The sequence below is a fragment of the Vibrio sp. 10N.286.51.B11 genome (assembly GCF_041469245.1).
GTDB lineage: Bacteria > Pseudomonadota > Gammaproteobacteria > Enterobacterales > Vibrionaceae > Vibrio > Vibrio crassostreae_C.
This window is the reverse complement of sequence record NZ_JBFRKI010000003.1, coordinates 110514-132620: the sequence shown is the minus strand read 5'-3', so window position 1 is coordinate 132620 and position 22107 is coordinate 110514. Positions and strand designations below refer to the sequence as shown.

The 22107-nt window shown below is 44.0% G+C and carries 21 protein-coding genes; 5 read left to right on the top strand and 16 right to left on the bottom strand.

Translation table 11 applies throughout. From position 1 onward, the window contains the following. Window positions 1-143: 143 nt before the first annotated feature. Complete coding sequence (gene ald / locus AB4154_RS01760; RefSeq protein WP_017060246.1) at window positions 144-1268, top strand: alanine dehydrogenase; 1125 nt, start codon at window positions 144-146, stop codon at window positions 1266-1268. A gap of 155 nt (window positions 1269-1423) precedes the next feature. Here the strand turns inward: ald and AB4154_RS01755 are convergent, their stop codons facing one another. Next, window positions 1424-2626 (bottom strand): methyltransferase, encoded by a 1203-nt coding sequence (locus AB4154_RS01755; protein ID WP_102393838.1) that lies wholly within the window; start codon window positions 2624-2626, stop codon window positions 1424-1426. A 140-nt stretch (window positions 2627-2766) separates the two neighbouring features. Next, window positions 2767-3741: an HTH-type transcriptional regulator CysB gene (gene cysB, locus AB4154_RS01750; protein WP_017060244.1), complete on the bottom strand. Its 975-nt coding sequence runs from the start codon at window positions 3739-3741 to the stop codon at window positions 2767-2769. A gap of 322 nt (window positions 3742-4063) precedes the next feature. On the opposite strand from cysB, the gene AB4154_RS01745 reads away from it, so the two are divergent. Next, the gene (locus AB4154_RS01745) at window positions 4064-4828 is read left to right on the top strand and encodes a hypothetical protein (RefSeq protein ID WP_017060243.1); all 765 of its coding nucleotides are present in this window, start codon (window positions 4064-4066) and stop codon (window positions 4826-4828) included. A gap of 143 nt (window positions 4829-4971) precedes the next feature. Beyond that, window positions 4972-5727, top strand: coding sequence for a tRNA isopentenyl-2-thiomethyl-A-37 hydroxylase MiaE (gene miaE / locus AB4154_RS01740; protein WP_372122072.1), 756 nt, complete (start codon window positions 4972-4974; stop codon window positions 5725-5727). A gap of 104 nt (window positions 5728-5831) precedes the next feature. On the opposite strand, the gene pyrF is transcribed toward miaE, so the two are convergent. The 11 genes from pyrF to AB4154_RS01685 form a co-directional block, all read right to left on the bottom strand. Beyond that, on the bottom strand, window positions 5832-6527 hold the full coding sequence (gene pyrF, locus AB4154_RS01735; protein ID WP_017060241.1) for an orotidine-5'-phosphate decarboxylase: 696 nt from the start codon (window positions 6525-6527) through the stop codon (window positions 5832-5834). 124 nt (window positions 6528-6651) lie between these two features. Further along, complete coding sequence (gene lapB / locus AB4154_RS01730) at window positions 6652-7827, bottom strand: lipopolysaccharide assembly protein LapB (protein WP_017060240.1); 1176 nt, start codon at window positions 7825-7827, stop codon at window positions 6652-6654. Window positions 7828-7839: 12 nt separating this feature from the next. Then, complete coding sequence (locus tag AB4154_RS01725) at window positions 7840-8112, bottom strand: LapA family protein (RefSeq protein WP_017060239.1); 273 nt, start codon at window positions 8110-8112, stop codon at window positions 7840-7842. 129 nt (window positions 8113-8241) lie between these two features. After that, on the bottom strand, window positions 8242-8526 hold the full coding sequence (gene ihfB / locus AB4154_RS01720) for an integration host factor subunit beta (protein ID WP_017060238.1): 285 nt from the start codon (window positions 8524-8526) through the stop codon (window positions 8242-8244). 121 nt (window positions 8527-8647) lie between these two features. Further along, window positions 8648-10318 (bottom strand): 30S ribosomal protein S1, encoded by a 1671-nt coding sequence (gene rpsA / locus AB4154_RS01715; protein WP_010439921.1) that lies wholly within the window; start codon window positions 10316-10318, stop codon window positions 8648-8650. A gap of 106 nt (window positions 10319-10424) precedes the next feature. Beyond that, a complete protein-coding gene (cmk, locus tag AB4154_RS01710) occupies window positions 10425-11105 on the bottom strand; it encodes a (d)CMP kinase (protein WP_372122071.1) in 681 nt (226 codons plus the stop codon). A gap of 292 nt (window positions 11106-11397) precedes the next feature. Then, window positions 11398-12144 carry a 3-deoxy-manno-octulosonate cytidylyltransferase gene (gene kdsB, locus AB4154_RS01705; RefSeq protein ID WP_017060236.1) on the bottom strand — a complete coding sequence of 249 codons (747 nt, stop codon included), beginning with the start codon at window positions 12142-12144 and terminating at the stop codon, window positions 11398-11400. Next, window positions 12144-12323 (bottom strand): Trm112 family protein, encoded by a 180-nt coding sequence (locus AB4154_RS01700; RefSeq protein ID WP_004736429.1) that lies wholly within the window; start codon window positions 12321-12323, stop codon window positions 12144-12146. The genes kdsB and AB4154_RS01700 overlap by 1 nt, the downstream gene beginning before the upstream one ends. Further along, entirely contained in the window at window positions 12304-13311 is a 1008-nt protein-coding gene (gene lpxK, locus AB4154_RS01695; protein WP_102321280.1) for a tetraacyldisaccharide 4'-kinase, read from the bottom strand. Before lpxK ends, AB4154_RS01700 begins: the two co-directional genes overlap by 20 nt. A gap of 13 nt (window positions 13312-13324) precedes the next feature. Then, window positions 13325-15073: a lipid A ABC transporter ATP-binding protein/permease MsbA gene (gene msbA, locus AB4154_RS01690; protein ID WP_017060234.1), complete on the bottom strand. Its 1749-nt coding sequence runs from the start codon at window positions 15071-15073 to the stop codon at window positions 13325-13327. A gap of 31 nt (window positions 15074-15104) precedes the next feature. Beyond that, a complete protein-coding gene (locus AB4154_RS01685; protein ID WP_017060233.1) occupies window positions 15105-17435 on the bottom strand; it encodes a DNA internalization-related competence protein ComEC/Rec2 in 2331 nt (776 codons plus the stop codon). 17 nt (window positions 17436-17452) lie between these two features. Between AB4154_RS01685 and AB4154_RS01680 the strand changes: the two genes are divergently transcribed. Next, on the top strand, window positions 17453-17965 hold the full coding sequence (locus tag AB4154_RS01680; protein ID WP_017060232.1) for a DUF2062 domain-containing protein: 513 nt from the start codon (window positions 17453-17455) through the stop codon (window positions 17963-17965). 206 nt (window positions 17966-18171) lie between these two features. On the opposite strand, the gene lolE is transcribed toward AB4154_RS01680, so the two are convergent. The 3 genes from lolE to lolC are packed head-to-tail and all read right to left on the bottom strand — an operon-like array spanning window position 18172 to window position 21310. Next, the gene (lolE, locus tag AB4154_RS01675) at window positions 18172-19416 is read right to left on the bottom strand and encodes a lipoprotein-releasing ABC transporter permease subunit LolE (protein WP_017060231.1); all 1245 of its coding nucleotides are present in this window, start codon (window positions 19414-19416) and stop codon (window positions 18172-18174) included. Beyond that, window positions 19417-20109: a lipoprotein-releasing ABC transporter ATP-binding protein LolD gene (gene lolD / locus AB4154_RS01670; protein ID WP_017060230.1), complete on the bottom strand. Its 693-nt coding sequence runs from the start codon at window positions 20107-20109 to the stop codon at window positions 19417-19419. It abuts the gene before it with no gap. Beyond that, on the bottom strand, window positions 20102-21310 hold the full coding sequence (gene lolC, locus AB4154_RS01665; RefSeq protein WP_102429154.1) for a lipoprotein-releasing ABC transporter permease subunit LolC: 1209 nt from the start codon (window positions 21308-21310) through the stop codon (window positions 20102-20104). Before lolC ends, lolD begins: the two co-directional genes overlap by 8 nt. Before the next feature lie 227 nt (window positions 21311-21537). Between lolC and AB4154_RS01660 the strand changes: the two genes are divergently transcribed. Then, a complete protein-coding gene (locus AB4154_RS01660) occupies window positions 21538-22107 on the top strand; it encodes a PilZ domain-containing protein (protein ID WP_372122069.1) in 570 nt (189 codons plus the stop codon).

The following is a 22107-nucleotide window of genomic DNA, read 5'->3' as shown; positions in this document are numbered from 1 at the left end:
TTATTACTTCCTTGCAAAAAAATATACTACAACTTTTTAATATTCAGTATCAAATTTTATCTAAACCTATCTATACTAGATATTAATTCGACAGAATTACCCTACACATAGATAAAACAACCAAAATAAAATGAGGAGTCAGGATGATCATTGGCGTACCTAAGGAAATCAAGAACCACGAATACCGCGTTGGTATGACCCCAGCTAGCGTGAGAGAACTAATCTCACACGGCCACCAAGTTTTTGTAGAAACCAATGCCGGTACTGGTATCGGTTTTTCAGACGATGATTACATCGCTGTAGGCGCATCCATTCTTCCTACTGCTGCTGACGTTTTCGCGAAAGCAGAGATGATTGTAAAGGTTAAAGAACCTCAAGCTGTCGAGCGAGCTATGCTTCGCGAAGGGCAAATATTATTTACCTATTTACACCTTGCACCAGATTTTCCACAAACTGAAGAGCTTATCAAGAGCAAAGCTGTCTGCGTAGCCTATGAGACTGTAACAGATAATATGGGTCGCTTGCCACTATTAGCACCAATGTCTGAAGTAGCTGGTCGTATGTCTATTCAAGCAGGTGCACAAACATTAGAGAAATCTAACGGTGGTTGTGGTCTTCTTCTTGGTGGCGTTCCAGGTGTTGAACCAGCAAAAGTTGTTGTTGTTGGTGGCGGTGTTGTAGGTGCTAACGCAGCACGTATGGCTGTAGGCCTTCGCGCTGATGTTACAATTCTTGACCGTAACGTAGATACACTGCGTCGACTTGATGAAGAATTCCAAGGTCGCGCAAAAGTGGTTTATTCTACTGAAGACGCCATTGAGAAGCATGTTCTAGAAGCAGACCTAGTAATTGGTGCAGTACTAATTCCTGGCGCAGCAGCTCCAAAATTGGTTACAAAAGAGCACATCGCTAAGATGAAGCCAGGTTCAGCAGTTGTTGATGTTGCAATCGACCAAGGCGGTTGTTTCGAGACTTCTCACGCAACCACTCACGCAGACCCAACTTACATTGTTGATGACGTAGTTCACTACTGTGTTGCAAACATGCCTGGCGCTGTTGCTCGCACTTCAACTTACGCACTAAACAATGCAACACTTCCTTACATTGTTAAGCTAGCGAACAAAGGCTACCGCGAAGCACTTCTATCTGATGAAGGCTTCCTAGAAGGTCTAAACGTTATTCACGGTAAAGTAACTTGTAAAGAAGTTGCAGAAAGCTTTGACCTTGAATACGTAGACCCAGCAGAAGCAATCGCAATGTTTAACTAATGATGTAATGACTAACTGAACGCAATAATCTTCTCGTTGAAGCGTTCAGTTAACTCATACACATTAAACAAAAAGCCAGTACGACATTATGTCGCGCTGGCTTTTTTGCATTAATGGATTTAGTTCGTAAAAACACGTAACAGTACGGTTTACCACTAGCGCTCGATTTTAACCCCATGAATCAATAGATTTCTTGGCGTAATACTGCGTTCACAGAACTCTTCAATCGTAGCTTCATAACCTTGCTCTTGCAGATAGATAGCGCGATCTAAAGCCAGCCATATCTCTAATGGTCGTCTAAAGACTTGTTGAACCAAACTCAGCTTTTCCATTTCCCAGAAAAGCGCTTCGCCTTGAATCAAATAAGAGTCAAAATCAATATCTGAGCCCAGCGATAGCTCTTTCACTTCAGATGCCCAACGGCAGAAAGATTCAAAACCCTCAGCTAACTCTGATTTTTTGATGCTCGGTACAGGAATGTATTCGTCAATGTTAAGTTCAGCCTTAAGCAACTGGCTGAAGCCTAGACGATAGCTCATCTCTAGTTGACGATGTCTTTTTACTCTTTCACCACCAGTAACGGTTTCTTGAAGCGGGATTCTCAAGTCGCTCTTACTTAACGTTAATGCTGAGCTTTTCGCGATAGAAGACATCGCTTGATAGTTTTCGTCTCGAATAAGATGATAACAACAAGGAGAAATAGTGACCGCTGGTAGCCCATGTGACACTGACTTTTTAACTAGCTCAACATGAAGATCACCACAAGCATGAAGGGCCACGGCATGTTGGTACGAATTAAACACGTCATCGGCCTTGTCTGAAAACGCATCTCCTTGAACAAAATCCATCGCTAACTTCTGGTCATCCGCAATCTTTTGTCCGCTTTCGCATAACGATTGCTGCCATTCAAAGCTAGTGACTTTTTGATCCGATTGCTGAGATAGGATTCGACCAAGAAAGCCTTTACCAGAACACCACTCGAGCCACTCTTTGCCATGGTGATGGCATAATGCAGCCTCGCCCATTGCGACAATTTGATGTAGCTTTCGGCCAGGAATACCATCAGCAGTACCACGTGGGAGGTCTAAACCAACCAAAGCAGTGTTATCGAACTGGATGTTTTGGGTAGCAGTTTCTAATTCAGGTAGGAAACGAGTCAGTTCCTCAATCAAAAGCTGAGGCTGCTCTTTTAAGGTTTGAATGCTTTCATTATCTAAGCTTTCTAACCAATCAACGAGTGGACGATTGACCTCTTTCCACGGCTGCTGTTGAGTTTGGCATAGGTGAAAAGGCTCTGAACGCCAGTAAATCTGGTGCTCTAGCAAAAATGAATCGAGTATTTTAAATCGTGAATGCATGCTTCCCCCTATGATGCGTGGATTGTAGGGGTAAGAGGTCGAAATGGAAAGGCCCGATAAAGAAAACGAAAACTAAAAGCCCAAAAGAAAAACGGCCTGCAAATACAGGCCGAATAAGAATCAAAATTTACACGATGAGATTAACGAACTGGCAGTTCGATATCTTTAAACATCTCTTCGATCTCTTCGTTCGATTTCAAAGAAATAGCTTGCTCAACCACAGGGCGAGTTAAGTGCGGTGCAAAACGCTCCATGAAATCAAACATGTAAGAACGCAAGAAGGTGCCTTTTCTAAAACCAATGCTGGTTGTGCTCGCACCAAATAGATGGCTCGCATCAATCGCAACCAAATCAGTATCTTGCTCGTGGTCAATAGCCATACTTGCAATTACACCAACACCAATGCCCATACGAACGTAGGTTTTGATTACGTCTGCATCGGTCGCAGTAAACACAACACGCGGTGTTAAACCTACTTTGTTAAACGCGGTATCAAGCTCAGAACGGCCAGTGAAACCAAATACATAAGTCACGAGAGAGTAAGCCGCAAGATCTTCGATCGTGATATTACGCTTCTGTGCCAGGGGATGATCTTTGGTCACGACGATCGAACGGTTCCAGTGGTAACAAGGCAGCATAATCGCATCTTGGTAAAGGTGTAGCGCTTCCGTTGCAATCGCAAAATTCGCTGTACCTTTAGCGACGGCTTCTGACATTTGGCTTGGCGTACCTTGGTGCATGTGAAGCGATACTTTTGGATAGCGCGCCGTGAAACCTTTAATCACATCAGGCAGTGCATAACGAGCTTGAGTATGAGTCGTTGAAATATTCAATGTACCCATCTCTGGATGTGTGTGTTCACCCGCTACCGCTTTAATGCTTTCAACGCGCGCCAAAATCTCTTGAGAGATACGAATGATATCCTCACCCGCTTGGGTAACCTGCGTTAGATGCTTGCCGCTACGCTCAAAAATCTGAATGCCTAGTTCGTCTTCAAGTAATCTAACTTGCTTACTAATGCCAGGCTGAGATGTGTACAAACTCTCTGCTGTAGCTGAAACATTTAGGTTATGGTTTACAACCTCAACAATGTACTTCAGTTGCTGTAACTTCATATCTAACCTCGTAATCCTTTACTCATTTCTGTGCTAACTTATTTGCAAAGAGAGCGTTATAGTCGCGTGTAATATAATTAATAGTTATAACGCTTCGAACACAAAAATGACAGGAAAATTGAGTTTTTCTAGCTTAACAAACAAAAACATCACTAACGCTTTGCAACCCAACCCTCATTCTCATACATTAGTTGGTAAGTTTTGATTGCCGATTTCGCTCAACAAGAGATAATCAGAAATTGCAATTTACGAGTGCCGATACACAATGGAATCGTGTATCCTCTCCAGTTAGCTATAGAAAATAATAAGCAGACTCAAATATATGAATATTGGTTTAATAATCGTCTTAGTAGCCGTTCTTTTGGTGTTAGTTTTAGGCTACAACATCATGCTTCAATATAAAGTTAAGGTAGAAACAGCGAAGAAACAGGAAGCTTCTCGTTATCTAACCATTATTGACGGTACAGAAGAACTGATTGGCAACGCTCATCACATGCCGTTTAGCCAAGATCTTCTTGTATGCTTAAACAATCGAATTCTTGATGCATTAGAAAACATGTATCAACTCGATCCAAAAAATAAGCAGCTTGCCCAACGCATTGAAAGCGTAAAACAACAAATCACTCAGCTAAAAGAGAACTACAAAGGTGGCGAGAGTACCGCTTTCCGCGTACCAAGTAGTGACAAGCAAGCGATCATGATGCTTAAGTTAGTTAAACGCCTGCGTGATACGGTGCGCAACGAGCACAATAAAGGCCGTTTCGAGACTCAAGCTTATGTGGTTGAAAATGCTCGCCTAGAAACAATTCAAATCCGTATTAACATTGAAAATGTTATCAAACGTGCAAACGATTCGATTTCTCGCGGACAACCGGGAACAGCGATTCAGCTATTACGCAAAGGTATTGATGCTTTGGCGACTAAGAACGACTCGTACTCTAATCAAGCCAAAGAAAAGCTTCAACAGATGCTTAACGAGCTTGACCAGAAACGCCAAGACAAAAACGCTCAAGATTTGCAGCAGATGGAATCTAAAGAACGAGAAGACGATATGGATGCCCTCTTCGGTCAGAAGAAGAAATGGTAACAGTCTAACTCAACACTTAAAGGCCGCCTTATTTACATTAAATAGGCGGCCTTTTTTGTAGCTGTTGAATTTCCTTTCTCTGTATAGGGAGATCTCTTGAGCTGTGATAAAATCCCCGCATTATCAACAAACTTTCCCTGACCATGTATCAAGAATTACTCGCTCCAATCCACTCTTTTCTTAAAGCCGAAACGCCAGATTCATGGATAGATCAAGCCAAAAAGCCAGAAAATCTTCACATCATTCTACGCGATCACATGCTGTGTGAACTTAAGGCGGCACAGAGTGCTTTATTCCTTATTCGCAAGTACGCCGTCGATAAAGAAAGCGCGAAGCAACTGAATGAATGGATTTTGCCATACGAGCAATTTGCTTACCGTCGTATCGGAGACTTAGAGTCTCTGCGTGGTAAAAGCAACGTATCCAAGCAAATCACAGCGAAAGAAGGCTGTAATTACGGTGCTGACCTAATCGATAAGATGGTTTTACTGATCAAAGAAGAGCTGCATCACTTCTACCAAGTCATGGAGTTGATGGAGAAGAAAGGCGTGACTTACCAGCCAATCGAGGCGGGTCGTTACGCTAAGGGCTTGATCAAACAAGTTAAGACTTACGAGCCTGATGCTCTGGTTGATAAGCTTATCATCGGTGCGTTTATTGAAGCTCGCTCTTGTGAGCGCTTCGCTAAATTGGCTCCTTTCTTGGAAGAAGACATGAAGAAGTTTTACGTGTCTCTACTTCGTTCAGAAGCTCGCCACTACCAAGATTACCTTGAGCTAGCAGAACAGATCGCAGGGAAAGATATTTCAGAGCGTATTTCGCATTTTGCTCAAGTAGAAGCTGATCTTATCACTTCAGAAGACAGCGACTTCAAATTCCATAGTGGTGCTCCGGTTTAGGCTCCACACAGAACATTCAGTCCAGTTTAGACTAATCCAGACTAAAAAATTAAGGCCAGCAATTTGCTGGCCTTCTTTATTTATATCTCAATCCAAATATAGACTTAAGCAAGCGTACCGTTGATCTCTGCAAGTACAGCAGCAGGGTCTATCGCTTGCGTAATCGGACGACCAATAACAAGGTAGTCTGAACCTGATTCAATCGCTTTAGAAGGCGTCATGATGCGCTTCTGGTCACCAACATCTGCGCCGACAGGACGAATACCTGGAGTAACTAGCTTGAACTCTTGACCAAGTGCACCTTTAAGCAAAGAAGCCTCTTGTGCAGAACATACAACACCGTCTAAGCCAGAGTTTTTCGTTAGAGAAGCCAAGCGCATCACGTGTTGTTGTGGTTCAAGATCCAGACCGATACCCGCTAAGTCAGATTGCTCCATACTGGTGAGTACCGTTACACCGATTAACAGTGGACGATCTTTGCCATAAGGTTCTAAGATTTCGCGAGAAGCCGTCATCATACGCTCACCGCCACTTGCGTGTACGTTCACCATCCAAACACCCAGTTCAGCGGCAGCACGGACTGCTTTTGAACATGTGTTCGGGATGTCGTGGAATTTAAGGTCTAAAAATACTGAGAAACCACGCTTATGTAATTCACGAACAAATTCAGGGCCAAACAGGGTAAACATCTCTTTGCCCACTTTTAGGCGGCAAGATGCTGGGTCAATTCGATCGACAAAGGCTAACGCATCCGCTTGATTATCATAATCCAAGGCTACAATGATTTTTTGGTCGTTCATTTCATCTCCTAACGCAGTTAACTTTCTAAAAATTTCTAATCACCTAAGCAGGTGATAAATAACAGTCATAAAAATGCAGCCCGAAAGCTGCAATTAATAATTAGGTCTTAAAGTGACCACAAATCTATTCACCATCAAGCCCACGAATAGGCTTGATCGTCCCCCACCCTTTACATGAAGGGCAGTGCCAATACAAAGAGTGTGTCGAGAAACCACACTGACGACAACGGTAATGAGGCTTAACCTTAAGCTGTTCACCAACCATAGATTGAAGTGTGGTTAAGCTGTCTTTTGCTCGGCCTTCTTCTGCTTCCGCTAGGTGGTAATCGATTAATCGATAAAAACCTTTCATGGTTGGATTTTTAACAAGCTGCTTTGTCAGTAACTCTTGAGCAGAGCCTACATCTTCATGGTGAGCAACCAATTGCGCCAGCATCAGTTCGGCAGATACACCGGCTTTCTTCTGAATACACGCTTTGAGGAACTCGACCAATTGAGCTTCTTGTCCAAGCTTGTGGTAACACTCAGCAAGGGTTGGCAACACCTCACTGATAAAATCGATATCTTGTTCAAGTACCGATTCAAGACAATCAATTGTCTTTTGGTAATCTTCGTTCGCTAAGTGGAACTTCCCTAGTGCGATACTTGCGCGAACACATTTAGGGTCTTCAGAAAGCGCCTTCTTAAAATGCTGAAGCGCTTTAGAACGATTACCATCGGCTTGTTCTTGCATTGCAAGCTCACACCAGAAATGCGCGACTGTGGCACGCATCTTCATTTTTTTCTTGCCGAGCTTAACTAAGATATTTCCGTAATGGATAGCCTTGTTCCACTCACGGGTCTGCTGATAAATAGCCACCAACTGCTGTAAAGCGCCCTCTTTATGGTCAGGTTCTTCTACAAGTTGTTCAAAGATTTTTTCAGCGCGATCAAGGAAGCCAGAGACCATGTAGTCTTTAGCTAATTGTTGCAGTGCGAGATTTTTCTGATCGAGGGTAAGCCCCGAACGAGAGATGAGATTTTGGTGAATACGAATAGCGCGGTCGACTTCGCCTCTTGAGCGGAACAAGTTGCCCAAAGCCAAGTGAGTATCGATGGTTTCATTGTCTACTTGAAGCAGCTCAATGAAGTGATCAACCGCTTTGTCAGATTGGTCTGACAGTAATAGGTTCAAACCCGTCACGTATTGACGGGAGATCTGGTGTGATTGCTTTTGTTTTTCTTGCTGAGCATTACGATTACCCATATACCAGCCATAAGCGGCTGCGATGGGCAAAAGTAAGAACAGTAACTCTAACATCAAATATAGCCTTTAAGCTTTAGTATCAGCAGGGACCTGCTTTGATTGCTTATTGAGTTGCTTCTTCAAGCGATGAATTTTTAGCTGAGACCGCATGTGCATATTACCAAAGACTAACCAAGCAAGGGCGAAGCCTGAAACGAATACAACACCTAATAAACTTGATAGGTGGAAGTCACCTTGCGCTAGCAGATAGTTGAAATTCACAGTTGTTTGGTTTTGAGAGCCTAAAGCCAGTGCAATTAGGAAAAGTGCGATAACGGCGACTATTTTTATAATTTTCATAGTTCATCACTCATTGGTTGGTTAGCTGTACGATTATGCAGGAAAATTACTAATCAGACCACCATATTATGGTCATAAAAAAGCGGCATACATTATAGTATGCCGCTTTTCTTAATTCCGATAAGTAGGCTACATTCCTGAGTTTACTCGTTCACGCAGCTCTTTACCTGGTTTGAAGTGAGGAACGTATTTACCTTCTAACTCAACCTTGTCACCAGTCTTTGGGTTACGTCCAACACGAGGCTCACGATAATGCAGAGAAAAGCTGCCAAAACCGCGAATTTCGATTCGATCACCACTTTCTAGTGTTGAAGCCATATGCTCTAAAATGTCTTTTACAGCGTCTTCAATTTCTTTTGCAGAAAGATGCGTTTGCTCAGCGCACAGTCTCTCAATCAATTCAGACTTAGTCATAGTTACCCTCGTTGGTTTTCTTTTTAGAAATTATAGACCTATCGGAAAAATAAGCAAAAAAAAAGGAGCCTTACGGCTCCTTTCTTGGCTAGATAGCTATAATTCTCTTAATGAGAAGCTATTATTCGCCTTTAGCAGCTTTGAATGCGTCTGCCATTGCGTTACCGAACGCGCCTTCTTCAGACTTGTTCAGTGAAGCCATTGCTTCTTGCTCATCAGCTTCATCTTTAGCTTTGATAGATAGGTTGATTACGCGGTTCTTACGGTCTACACCAGTGAACTTCGCTTCAACGCTGTCGCCAACGCTTAGGATTAGAGATGCATCTTCGATACGGTCGCGAGAAACTTCAGAAGCGCGGATGTAACCTTCAACGCCTTCGATTAGCTCGATAGTAGCGCCTTTCGCGTCAACTGCAGTAACAGTACCGTTTACAAGAACACCTTTCTTGTTGTCAGCAACGTATGCGTTGAACGGGTCGTTTTCCATTTGCTTAACGCCAAGAGAAATACGCTCACGCTCTGCATCTACTGCTAGAACAACAGCAGAGATTTCGTCGCCTTTCTTGTATTCACGTACAGCTTCTTCGCCGGCAGCGTTCCAAGAAATGTCAGATAGGTGTACAAGACCGTCGATACCGCCTTCTAGACCGATGAAGATACCAAAGTCAGTGATAGACTTGATCTTACCAGTAACTTTGTCGCCCTTAGCTTGCATTTCTGCAAATGACTGCCATGGGTTAGCTTTACACTGTTTCAGACCTAGAGAGATACGACGACGTTCTTCGTCGATATCAAGAACCATAACCTCAACTTCGTCGCCAACATTAACAACTTTAGAAGGGTGGATGTTCTTGTTAGTCCAATCCATTTCAGAAACGTGTACTAGACCTTCAACGCCTTCTTCGATTTCAACGAAGCAGCCGTAGTCAGTTAGGTTTGTAACACGACCAGAAAGCTTGTGACCTTCTGGGTAACGCTTAGCGATTGCTACCCATGGATCTTCGCCTAGTTGCTTAAGACCTAGTGAAACACGAGTGCGCTCACGATCGAACTTAAGAACTTTAACTAGGATTTCGTCACCAACGTTAACGATCTCTGATGGGTGCTTAACGCGCTTCCAAGCCATATCTGTGATATGTAGAAGACCGTCAACACCGCCAAGGTCAACGAATGCACCGTAGTCAGTAAGGTTCTTAACGATACCTTTAACTTCAGTACCTTCTTGTAGAGTTTCAAGAAGTTCGTCACGCTCAACACTGTTTTCAGATTCGATAACAGCACGACGAGAAACAACAACGTTGTTACGCTTCTGGTCTAGCTTGATTACTTTGAACTCTAGCTCTTTGTTTTCTAGGTGAGCAGTGTCACGGATAGGACGTACGTCTACTAGAGAACCAGGAAGGAAAGCACGGATACCGTTAAGTTCAACAGTGAAACCGCCTTTAACTTTACCGTTGATGATACCAACAACAGTTTCAGCTTCTTCGCAAGCTTTCTCAAGTACGATCCAAGCTTCGTGACGCTTAGCTTTCTCACGAGAAAGTTGAGTTTCACCGAAACCATCTTCAACAGCGTCTAGAGCTACGTCTACTTCAGCACCAACTTCAACTTCAAGTTCGCCAGCAGCGTTCTTGAATTGTTCAGCAGGGATAGCAGATTCAGACTTAAGACCAGCGTCTACAAGAACGAAACCGTTCTCGATAGCTACTACAGTACCCTTAACGATGCTGCCTTGTTGGAATTCAGTTTCAGATAGAAACTCTTCAAAGAGTTGAGCAAAAGATTCAGTCATTATTTAATCTTCAATAATTAAACGTCCATGGGTATCCTACCGCATGGGGTTGATAAATTCGCCGGTCATCATCCTTGCGACCAACGTTCGTACTAGCTCGGCGAAATTACCCAGCCAGTTTCGATTCAATATAGTGTAGTGCTTTTTCTACTACCTGCTCAATATTCATTGAGGTGGAATCAAGCACTAGAGCATCCTCTGCAGGGCGAAGTGGCGCCACTGGGCGATTACGATCTCGGTCGTCTCGCTCTTGGATCTCGCTCAAAAGGTCGTCAAATTTAACATCTAACCCCTTCTGTTGCAACTGTTTAAGGCGGCGACTCGCACGCTCTTCAGCACTTGCATCTAAAAATATTTTCGCTTCAGCTTCAGAAAACACAACCGTTCCCATGTCACGGCCATCTGCAACCAAACCAGGCGCAGCGCTGAATGCACGTTGACGACGAAGCAGTGCTTCGCGAACGCGAGGTAAAGCAGCAACTTTTGAAGCCGCCATGCCAGTCTCTTCTTTACGAAGTTCACCAGACACATCTTCACCTTCTAGGATAACCTTAACTAAGTCGCCTTCAGCAATAAACTGCACGTCTAAGTGTGTAGCAAGCGGTACTAAAGCATCCTCTGATTCAGTATCCACACCATGGTGAATTGCCGCTAAAGCCAATACGCGATAGATCGCGCCTGAGTCTAGAAGATGAAAGCCTAGCTTATCTGCTAGCAACATACACAGGGTACCTTTACCTGCACCACTTGGTCCATCAACCGTAATCACTGGGCTTTGAGAAGGCATCTTTTACTCCACGTTTTGTCGTAAGTTTTATTCTGTACTAGCGATTCGCCACTACTTTATAGGCGGCATATTATAGAGAAAAATTGGAACTCGAGCGAGGTAAATCTCAGATAATTCCGTGTTGATGATGCATAAACCAATGCAACTATCTCAATATCCGTTTGCTTAGGTTAATAAGACACGCACGCGCTTTTCGATAGCGCACTTTTCGATAGATAGAAAAAAGCCTCGCAATAGGCAAGGCTCATGATTTTTCATTTTGTAGAGCAAAGAAGAACTCGCTCAAAGAAGCTTAGCCAATAATAGCTCGAACCGCTTCTAGGTCTTCAGGCGTATCAACACCAGCAGCCGGTGCTTCCGCCGCAACGTCTACGTGGATTTTTTCACCGTACCAAAGTACTCGTAATTGCTCTAGGCACTCAATACGTTCAAGAGTGCTTGGTTCCCAATTAATGTAGGTATTGATAAAACCCGCTCGGTAAGCATAGATACCAATATGACGAAGCAAAGGAGATTCCGCTGCAGTACCGTTGTTCGCGTAAGCATCGCGATCCCAAGGAATGGTTGCTCGGCTAAAATACAAGGCGTAACCGTCTTTATCGGTTACAACTTTAACGGCATTAGGGTTAAACACTTCATCAGCATGAGTAATTTCCACACCTAACGTTGCCATCGGGGCTGTACTGTTAGCAAGATTGTTGGCAACCTGATTAATGATTGAAGGTGGGATAAGTGGCTCATCACCTTGAACATTCACGATAATATGATCATCAGGAATATTCATAACTTCAATCACTTCAGCTAGGCGTTCAGTGCCCGATTCGTGATTCGGTGATGTCATACAAACGGTCGCGCCAAATGCTTTAGCCGCTTTTTCAACTCGAGCGTCGTCGGTAGCGATAATAACGTTATCGGCACCCGCTTTCATTGACTGTTCGTATACCCATTGAATCATCGGCTTTCCACCAATGTCAGCAAGTGGCTTCCCTGGTAAACGGCTCGATTGGTATCTTGCAGGTATAACAACCGTATAAGACATTACTTACCCTCATCCATAGAAACGGTGCGAGCTTCAGGTTCTAAAAGAACAGGAATACCCTCTTTAATTGGGTAAGCAAGGCGATCAATTTTACAAACAAGCTCTTGCTTATCCTTGTCAAAAGTTAGTTTACCTTTACATACAGGGCAAGCAACGATCTCAAGTAGACGGTGATCCATAGTATTCCATAACCTCTTTTATTCTTTTTAAAATTTGCTGTTGCGAATCTTCATCAAACTGCGCAGAAACTGGAAGATACCACCAGTTATCTTGCGCATATTCTTCGCATTTTACAGCGTCTTTTTCTGTCATAATCAGATTCATACCTTTATTAGCTAAGGCATGAAGTTCATCTTTATCAAAATCTTGATGGTCGGCGAAGCCCTGTGTGAAAACCACATCACCATCAAGATCTTCCAATGTTTTAAAAAAGCGCGGTGGGTGGCCAATACCGGCAAAAGCCACCAGCTTGTGTAATTTTGCCACAGACCTTTTCTGACCAGTCTTTAGGTTAACTGCTTGGCTTGGAAGCAAAGACATCGAGAACTCTCGACCGTGCGCTTTACCGCCATTGTTTACCAAAAAGTCGACTTCATCTAAACGAGAAACCGGCTCTCGTAATGGACCTAAAGGAATCAAACTCTCACTACCAAAGCGTCTTGCGCCGTCGATAACTGCAAATTCAATGTCGCGTTCAAGCGCGTAATGCTGAAGGCCATCGTCAGTGATAATCACATCAACGCCTTTGCTCAGCAATGCTTTCACTGCGTTAGCTCGCACAGGGTCGACTGCGACTGGCGCACCAGTTCGCTTACGAATCAAGCGAGGTTCATCACCCGAATGCTCAGCTGGGGTATTTTCATCCAACACCAACGGATAGCTTGGTGCTTTTGCACCGTAGCCACGAGATACGACTCCGGGTTTAAAGCCGTGAGCCTGAAGCATCTCAACTAACCAAATCACAACCGGTGTTTTACCATTTCCACCAGCAGTAATATTGCCCACAACAATAACAGGTAAAGGCGGGCGGTAGGTCTCTTTATTCCCTGAGAGATAAGCGTCACGACGCCGACTACTGATCATTTTGAACAGCAGACTCAGTGGCCACAAAAGCGGCCAGAGAAGATATTTCAACGGGTGATTGTTAAACCAAATCTTTTCGATCACAACAAGACCTAATTTATCCGCTGAACTGAATTCGGTGTAATTGTGCATAAGCACCATCATGCGCGATTAGCTCAGCATGTGCGCCCCTTTCTACAATATGTCCATCATCAACCACTAGAATTTCATCAGCTTGCTCGATGGTAGAGAGTCTGTGTGCGATAACTAATACTGTTTTGTCTTTCTGCAGTTCTTCTAGTGCAGATTGAATCGCTCTCTCTGACTCAGTATCCAGTGCAGACGTCGCCTCATCAAGAATCAGCACAGGCGCATCTCTTAATAAAGCACGTGCAATCGCAATACGTTGTCTTTGACCACCAGAAAGGCTTGCGCCATTTTCACCAACAACGGTATCGATGCCATTTTCCATGCCTTCGATAAACTCACTTGCATGAGCAAGCTTAGCCGCGTATTCGATCTGTTCACGTGAATACTGTTCTTCTGCTGCGTAAGCGATGTTGTTAGCCACCGTATCGTTAAACAGATGTACATTTTGAGAAACGAGCGCAAAGTGCTCACGCAGATTTCTCAATTCGTAATCACGAATGTCGTGGCCATCAAGCTCAATTGAACCAGAGTCTACGTCATAAAAACGAGTGAATAGGTTAGCAATGGTACTCTTACCCGAGCCAGATCGCCCAACAAGCGCAACCGTTTTACCTTTCGGTATATTGAAGCTGATCTTATCAAGTGCTGGTTTCTCTGCACCGTCATAAGTAAACGTGACATCTTTAACAGCCACTTCACCCATTACAGTTTCAGGTTTCAACGTCCCTTTGTTTTGCTCGGTATCTAGATCCATCAAGCCAAATAGAGTCGTACTCGCAGCCATACCACGTTGGAATTCAGACGTTACGTTAGTTAACGCCTTTAGCGGACGTAATAGACCAAACATTGCAGAGAACACAACGGTAAACGTACCAGCAGTAAGCTCGGCTTTAATAGAATCGACACTAGCAAGGAATAGAACAACAACAATCGCAACTGATGCGATCATTTGAATAATCGGGTTAGCGGCCGCTTGAGCAGTGATTAACTTCATGCTTTGTTGGCGCATTTGGTTACTAACTTTATCAAAGCGGTGTTTTTCTAGATCTTGACCACCGTAAGTTAGAACCACTTTATGCCCTTTCAGCATTTGTTCAGCTGAAGAAGCAACGTGACCCATGCTAGTTTGCATGTTCTTAGAGATCTTTCTGAATCGCTTCGATACGATACTGATCGCCCACGCAACCAAAGGCGCTACAGCAAATAACACCAAAGATAACTGCCAACTATTCCAGAACATCAGCGTCAACAAGCCTATAATACTTGCACCTTCACGGACAATACTGACTAACGCTTTACTGGTTGCTGCAGACACTTGCTCTGAATCGTAAGTAATTCGAGATAGCAATGCGCCTGTCTGTTCTTTATCGAAGAAAGAAACAGGCATGTGCATGAAATGGCTGAAAATCTTACGACGAATTTCCATCACCACATTGCCAGAGACCCAACTCAAGCAATAGGTTGAAACAAAGCCACTGACGCCACGAACGAACATCATGGCAAAGATAATAAGTGGAAGTGTACGTAAAAAGTCAGATTCAGCATTACCAAAGCCTTCATCAAGTAACGGCTTTAGTAAGGAAATCATATAGGTATCAGAAACGGCATTTATAATAAGCGCAATTACCGCAACACCTAGGCCGGCCTTATATAATCGAATATAAGTCCAAAGTCTTTTAAATGTGACCCAGGTAGTTTCATCTGTTTGTGTTGACATAGAATCGCTTAATTTTCTCACAATAATCTATCTATTCTACTCCCTTACGGAGCATCTGCCTATACCACTGCCCGCCTTGTTGTTCTCTAATCGCATGATATTGCCAACCTTCTTTGCTAAGAGTGATGGTTATTTGTCCGCTTTCTCCAGTATCTAGCCAAGTACTCCCCGCTTCCTGATAACGTTCAATAACAAACTCACTCGGCATTCCCCACTGGTTGCCTTTGGCAAGAGAAGCTATCGCCAGCTGAGGAGACACCGCCTCAATAAACGACTTAATCGATGACGAATCGCTGCCATGATGCGGAACCAACATAACATCACTCCTTAGCTGTTCTCCTTCACGAGCAAGTAACCACTCACTTACCAGTTCAATATCACCAGTGAGCAACATTGAGAAATCAGCACTATGATCTGAGATCTTGACCACACACGAATGTGGGTTATACGCCCTCTTTACTTGCTTAGGCGGCCACAACACCTCAAAAACAACATCTTGCCAGTTCCAAACCTCTCCAATAGTACATGTTTGAATATTAGACGGGGCTTGAGTGATAGATTGGCGTTCTTGAATAATGTTCTGACTGGTTCTTATCCACTTTGGCGTATAGTTCTCAAGTAATGCCGGATAACCACCAGCATGGTCAGAATCGAAATGACTCACAATCACGCCTTCTAATTCATAAATCCCCCGCTGATTCAAAGTAGGAATCAACAAAGACTCAACAACCGAGCCTCCTGGCCACGCATTGCCAAGATCATAAACAACAATCTGATTGTTCTTTTCCAAGACCAAAGACAACCCATGCCCAACATCCAAGATATCAATAGTTAGTTTGTCTTGCTGGGGTTTGCTGAACTCCCACCACAGCACAAACACTGCAGTTACCAATATCGATAATGTTCGCTTGAAATACCGACTAACAAAGCTCAAAAACAAGATAAGGAATACTGATAATGCAATCGTCTGATTATCGACTTGGATCCAAAATCGCTCAGAGAAAGGAAGACTAAATACGAGAGGCTCAAGCGATAAGTCGACTAACTTCCACAGCTGACTGACCAAATCATTGTCTAGCGCTGTTATACCAACCACGCCAGACACTGACTCCGATATTAAGCTTAGAAACATTGCCAGAAACAACAGCGGGATCGTCACCATCGATACCCAAGGCAAAAGGAACAAGTTGTAGAAAACAGAGACTAAACTGACTCCTTTGAAAAACAACATCGAGGAAGGCGCGATAAGGAATGTCAGCATCAGTTGAAGCTTAATAAGTTGGAGTGCGTAGTCGATAAATGTAAAGCTTGAAGCTGAGCGCTGAGTATTACAGGCGATATAGAAAACAGCGCCCAATGCACCAAAGGACAACCAAAAACTGCTCGACAAAGCTGAAAACGGCCAAATCAGCAGAACCACGCACACACTTAAAGTAACATACCGAAGCAAACTGATATTTTGCCCACGCCACAAGAAATAACTCGCGATAACGCACATCACCAAAGCTCTCAAAGTCGGCAGCGTGAATCCAGCAAACCAACTATAGAAATACGCCAAGCCGAGCCCGAATATTGTAGGTAACCAAAGAAATGAAGGGGAAAGTAACCTTAATATCTTGCCAATCTGATAGCCGATACCAAAGGCAATCCCAATATGCAGCCCCGAAATAGCCATCAAGTGAATCAGGCCACTGCTTTTAAGCATATCCCACCGCTGAGGCGGAATAAGGTCTCGATATCCAAAACTCAAAGCGATAATGAGATCTTGATTTGCCAGCAGACTTAACCTTTCAAGGCTGGCTTCAAACCATTGGGCGCGTAAGTTGGTGCTAGAATGAATTCGGTACTTGGTATCTGCTCTGTAAGTTGCATTGGCAACCACGCCAGCACTAAACAAGTACTTTTCTCGGTCAAAGCCGGCTTCGTTGAGTTTGCCCCATATCGGCTTTATTGAGGCCGATAAATAGACATCATCTCCAAGCGTTAGCTTGAAAGGAGTAAACAAACGCAATTTTATCAATTGAGGAAAGATTAATTTTTCGCCGCCAATTGATCTGACTACTATTACGCTTTCAAAACCGTGGCTATTTTCACTAAAAAGGCTAACAACCGACGCATTTATGGTAGTATTCTGCCCTGATTGGAATAAGCGACTCGTTTGTATTTCAATCGCATTCCCTAGGCAGATAACTAGTATCAATGCTGTTACTGGACCTCTTGCACTCCGGAAAACGCTATACTTTGTTGGTGCTAGCAGTAACAACAGCATCAATGGTGCCCAAACCCAATGTGGCATCACAGGCCAGAAGCTGGCAGACACAACTGTCGCAGCAAATGAAATCAAGAACCAAGTGTTAAACAAGAGAGTAGCTTCCTCCTATGCCAAGAAAGTTTATCAAACGATTTATGCCTGACCATGATCTAATCAAGCGTCAGAAAGCATTGAAAGTTTTTGGCAATGTTTTGTACAACCCCAACTTATGGTGCCTTAATCGTCGCTCTGCGGCTGGCGCGTTTGCTGTTGGGTTATTCATGGCGTTTGTCCCTCTACCAAGTCAAATGATTATGTCTGCAGGCCTTGCTGTCGCATGTGGCGTTAACCTGCCTTTAGCTGTCGCACTTGTTTGGATCAGTAACCCGGTTACCATGCCTGTTCTCTTCTACTTTGCTTATAAAGTCGGGGCGTTTGTTATGCATGTGCCACCGCAAGCCTTCCATTTCGAATTGTCTTGGGACTTCATATTGGCGCAAATGAGCACTATAGGGCCTCCGTTCTTATTGGGTTGTCTGATTTGTGGCGTGGTTTCAGCAATGATTGGCTACTTTGGTATTCGCGGTTTATGGCGCTACTCAGTAGTAAGAAGTTGGAAGAAGCGACAAGCAAGGCACTGAACGCCATTTCTTGTTATTCAATCTAACCTTGTATGCGCTTCACTTAAAACGTACACAAGTTAAAATCGGATGAGCTACTTACCTCTGCAAGATTGGCATGTAACGAAAGTCGTAAAGAACACGAATTGAATTCAATAAAAAAGGATCCCACTGGGATCCTTTTTTTGTATCGACTGAAAACTGACGGCCTGTTATTTAGGCGAATGCTATTTAGAACTCAGCACTGAGGCTGGATTCAACTTCGCCGCGCGTGATGCTGGGTACCATGTCGCCAGTAAACTCAGCACAATCGCAGTGCCGGAAACCACAACAACATCCGTCATATCAAGTTGTGATGGCAAGAAGTCGACAAAATAGATATCACCGGACAAGAACTGGTGATCGACCAACTTTTCAAGTCCTTTGATTAGTGTCGTGAGATTAAGAGCGACTAGCACACCTATTGCACTGCCCACTAAACTGCCTAACACGCCTGAGAATACGCCCTGCCAAACAAAGATGCGCTTCACAAGGCCGTCTGATGCACCCATGGTTCTTAAAATCGCGATCTCTGATGCTCTGTCTTTTACTGCCATCATTAGCGTCGAGACAATATTGAAACAAGCCACACCAATAACCAGTACCATCACCAGATACATGATGGTACGAACGAGTTGGATATCTCGATACAAGAAACCAAACTTCTGCTGCCAGCTTCGTAGATACACATACACATCAAGCTGATTGCCCACTTCACGCACAATAGAGTTCGCGTTCAGCACATCGGTCACTTTTAAAGAGACTCCAGTTACCGCCTCACCTAAGTTGGCGTAGACCTGAGCATCACCAATCGGAATCAGAGCCAAGCTGTGGTCAATCTGGCCATTAAGCGTCAGCAAGCCAACCACTTTCACTCGAACACGCTTTGGCGCCTGAACCTTCACAGAACCGTTTACCGCTGGAATCATCAAAGTCAGATAATCACCGACTTTCGCACCCAGCACATTCGCTACACCAGAACCTAAGATGATTTGTTGTTGCCCTGCTTTAAACTCACTCCAAGCTTGCTTATCGATAAAACTCGACAGGCTCGATACTTGTTGCTCAAGTTGTGGGTCAACGCCGCGAACTTCAATTGCTTTGAGTTCTTTGCCCTTTTCAGCAAGCGCTGTAATTTTTACATAAGGCGCAGCAGCAACGACTTTATCGTGCTTAACCGACTCCTCAATCACGTGCTCCCAACGAGTCACAGGCTCATTCACGCCTTCAAATTCACCATGAGGAATGACAGAAAGTACTCGTGATTGAAGCTCTCGCTCAAAGCCATTCATCGCAGATAAGCCGATAATGATCACCGCGACACCAACCGCAATACCAATGGTCGAAGACAATGAGATGAACGACACCATCTTGTCTCGTTGTTTCGCACGGCTAAATCGGCCGCCTATCAATAGAGATAAAGAGGAAAACACTTAGCTCTCCTCTTTTTCTACGTTGACCAGTAAACCATCTTGCATGTGAAGTTGGCGATCCATCTTACCGGCAAGTTCACCATCGTGAGTCACGACCAAAAAGGCAGTATCGTATTCACGGTTCAGTTCACGCATTAAGTCGTAAATAGACAGTGCGGTGTTATGGTCAAGGTTACCGGTTGGTTCATCCGCCAACACTAGCGCAGGCTTATTCACCAATGCACGAGCAATCGCCACACGTTGCCTCTCGCCACCAGAAAGCTCTGAAGGTCGGTGGTCCACGCGGTGACTCAATCCAACTTTGTCCAACAAACGTTGTGCTTCTTGCTTTGCTTTAGCGGGCTTTTCGCCGCCAATCAATAACGGCATCGCCACGTTTTCTAAAGCTGAAAAGTCAGATAGAAGATGATGGAACTGATACACAAAGCCAAGATGCTGGTTGCGAAGCTTCGCCTGCTTATTCGAACTCAAAGATGCTAAATCTTGACCAAGAAAACTCACACTGCCCGCAGAAGCATCGTCTAATGCGCCTAAGATATGCAGTAAGGTACTTTTGCCCGAGCCAGAGGTACCGATGATTGCTACTAGCTCACCCTTTTCGATGTCAAAGCTGACTCCCTTGAGCACCTCAGTATCTAACGAGCCTTCACGGTACGTTTTACGGATATCATTACATTGAAGAAAATTACTCATAACGAAGGGCCTCAGCAGGTTTCACAGACGATGCACGATAAGAAGGGAATACAGTGGCAATCAGGCTAAGTGCAATAGCCAGAACCACAACAACAGCGATTTGAATTGGGTTAATCAAAATTGGTAACTGTCCACCAAAGGAGAATAGAGCAACGCCCATCGCCTCTAAAATAGTATTAAGGTTCATCGCTAGAGCAACGCCTAACACACCACCAGAGAGCGCACCAATCACGCCACTACTTGCGCCTTGAACCATGAAGATCCCCATGACTTGACCATCAGTCATGCCTTGGGTCTTAAGAATCGCGACTTCAGACTGCTTCTCCATCACCACCATGATAAGTGCTGAGATAATATTGAAAGCAGCAACACCGATGATAAGCCCAAGCATTAAACCCATCATGTTTTTTTCCATACGAACGGCTTGGAATAGCTCACCTCGTTGGTCTCGCCAGTCGCTCCACAACCAACCTTCCGGTAATGGCTGAGTTGATAACTCTGCGACTTCAAACGGGTCTTCAAAAAATAGTCGCCAGCCTGAAATAGTGTCTGATTTATAACGCATCAAACGCCCAGCGTCTTGGATGTCTGTCACCATCAGTTGAGCGTCGATATCAGAACCTGTATTGAAAATACCGGCAACGGTGAAATTTCGTTGGCTTGGAATACGACCTAATGGGGTGTATTGGCTAGCGCTGGTCACCATCAAGCGAACTTTGTCACCCATAGATACCTTCAAATTTCTCGCCAAAGTATGACCGAGGAACAACTGATATTGACCCGCTTTAAGTGAAGACAATCTGCCCGCAATCAAGTGGTTCTGAAGAGGGTCATCTGAATTGGGTTCAATGCCAATTAACAAACCCGCAGATAATTGAGCCGGACTCTGAATCACTGCCTCACTGCGGACAATCGGTTCAACGTGACCATTAAGCGAGATTTGCTCTGCAAAATTAGGCGCTTGGGCAGAAAGAGAGGTAGTGCCACCTTGCTCATAAACCACCGCTTGAGGAAGAACACCAAGAATTCGGTCTTTTAACTGCGCTTCGAATCCATTCATTACCGATAAAACAGTAACCAAAGACAGCACACCAATGGTGATACCTGCCGTCGACATATAAGAAACAAAACGGCTAAAGCGATCACCTGAACGGCCTTTCAAATAGCGTAGGCCAACAAACAACGAAATAGGATGAAACATACTTTGAACCATCTAAAGGGGATGCGGGTTAATGTAACGGGTATTGCTGTTACTGTGTAGGGGTTAATTGAAAATATAGAGTGAATTAACTCAATTAGTTAGGCTTGAAAAACAGAACCTTGTCAAATAGCCAAATTTCAAACAACTATTTGAGACTTTCAATTAACTGACCTTGATTACTGCGGCCACATAGCGATAATCAATAGATCACTTCAAGGAACTAACGCATGACAGAACAAGAGTTTTTCACCGTTCACCATAGCCTTACCGCTAATATTGAACCAATGGACAGCGGCTTCACTTTACCTTCTCAAATTCAATTCGAATCTGAGATCCCAGCACCATTTGTGGTGGCAAGTGAATTTAGCCAATTGGATCTGTTAGCTGACAGCGCTCGAGCGGAACTGAAAAACAGCGACTTGAAGAATGTCACCAGTTTATTGGATGCACAAAACTCAAAATTAAACCTCTTGTTGAGCTTTATGTTATCGCAGCAAGATGATGAGAAATTTCGCACTCACACCTATTCATTTGGTGCGAGTCAGTTTTCCTGCTTTTCAAAAGCAGACATCGAACCGGGTCGCTTAGTAAAAGCCAAACTTTTTCTAGAGCACCCAGCTGCAGCCATATACTGCTACGCGGAAGTGTTTGCAAGCCAGCCTAAAGATTCCGGTTTCGAAATTAACTTCAAATACGCTCATCTTCGCGATACTGACCAAGACCTGCTGATCAAAGCGGCACTTCATCAACAACAGAAACTTTTGCGTCAACGCTCTCTAGACCGAGATAACAAGTAA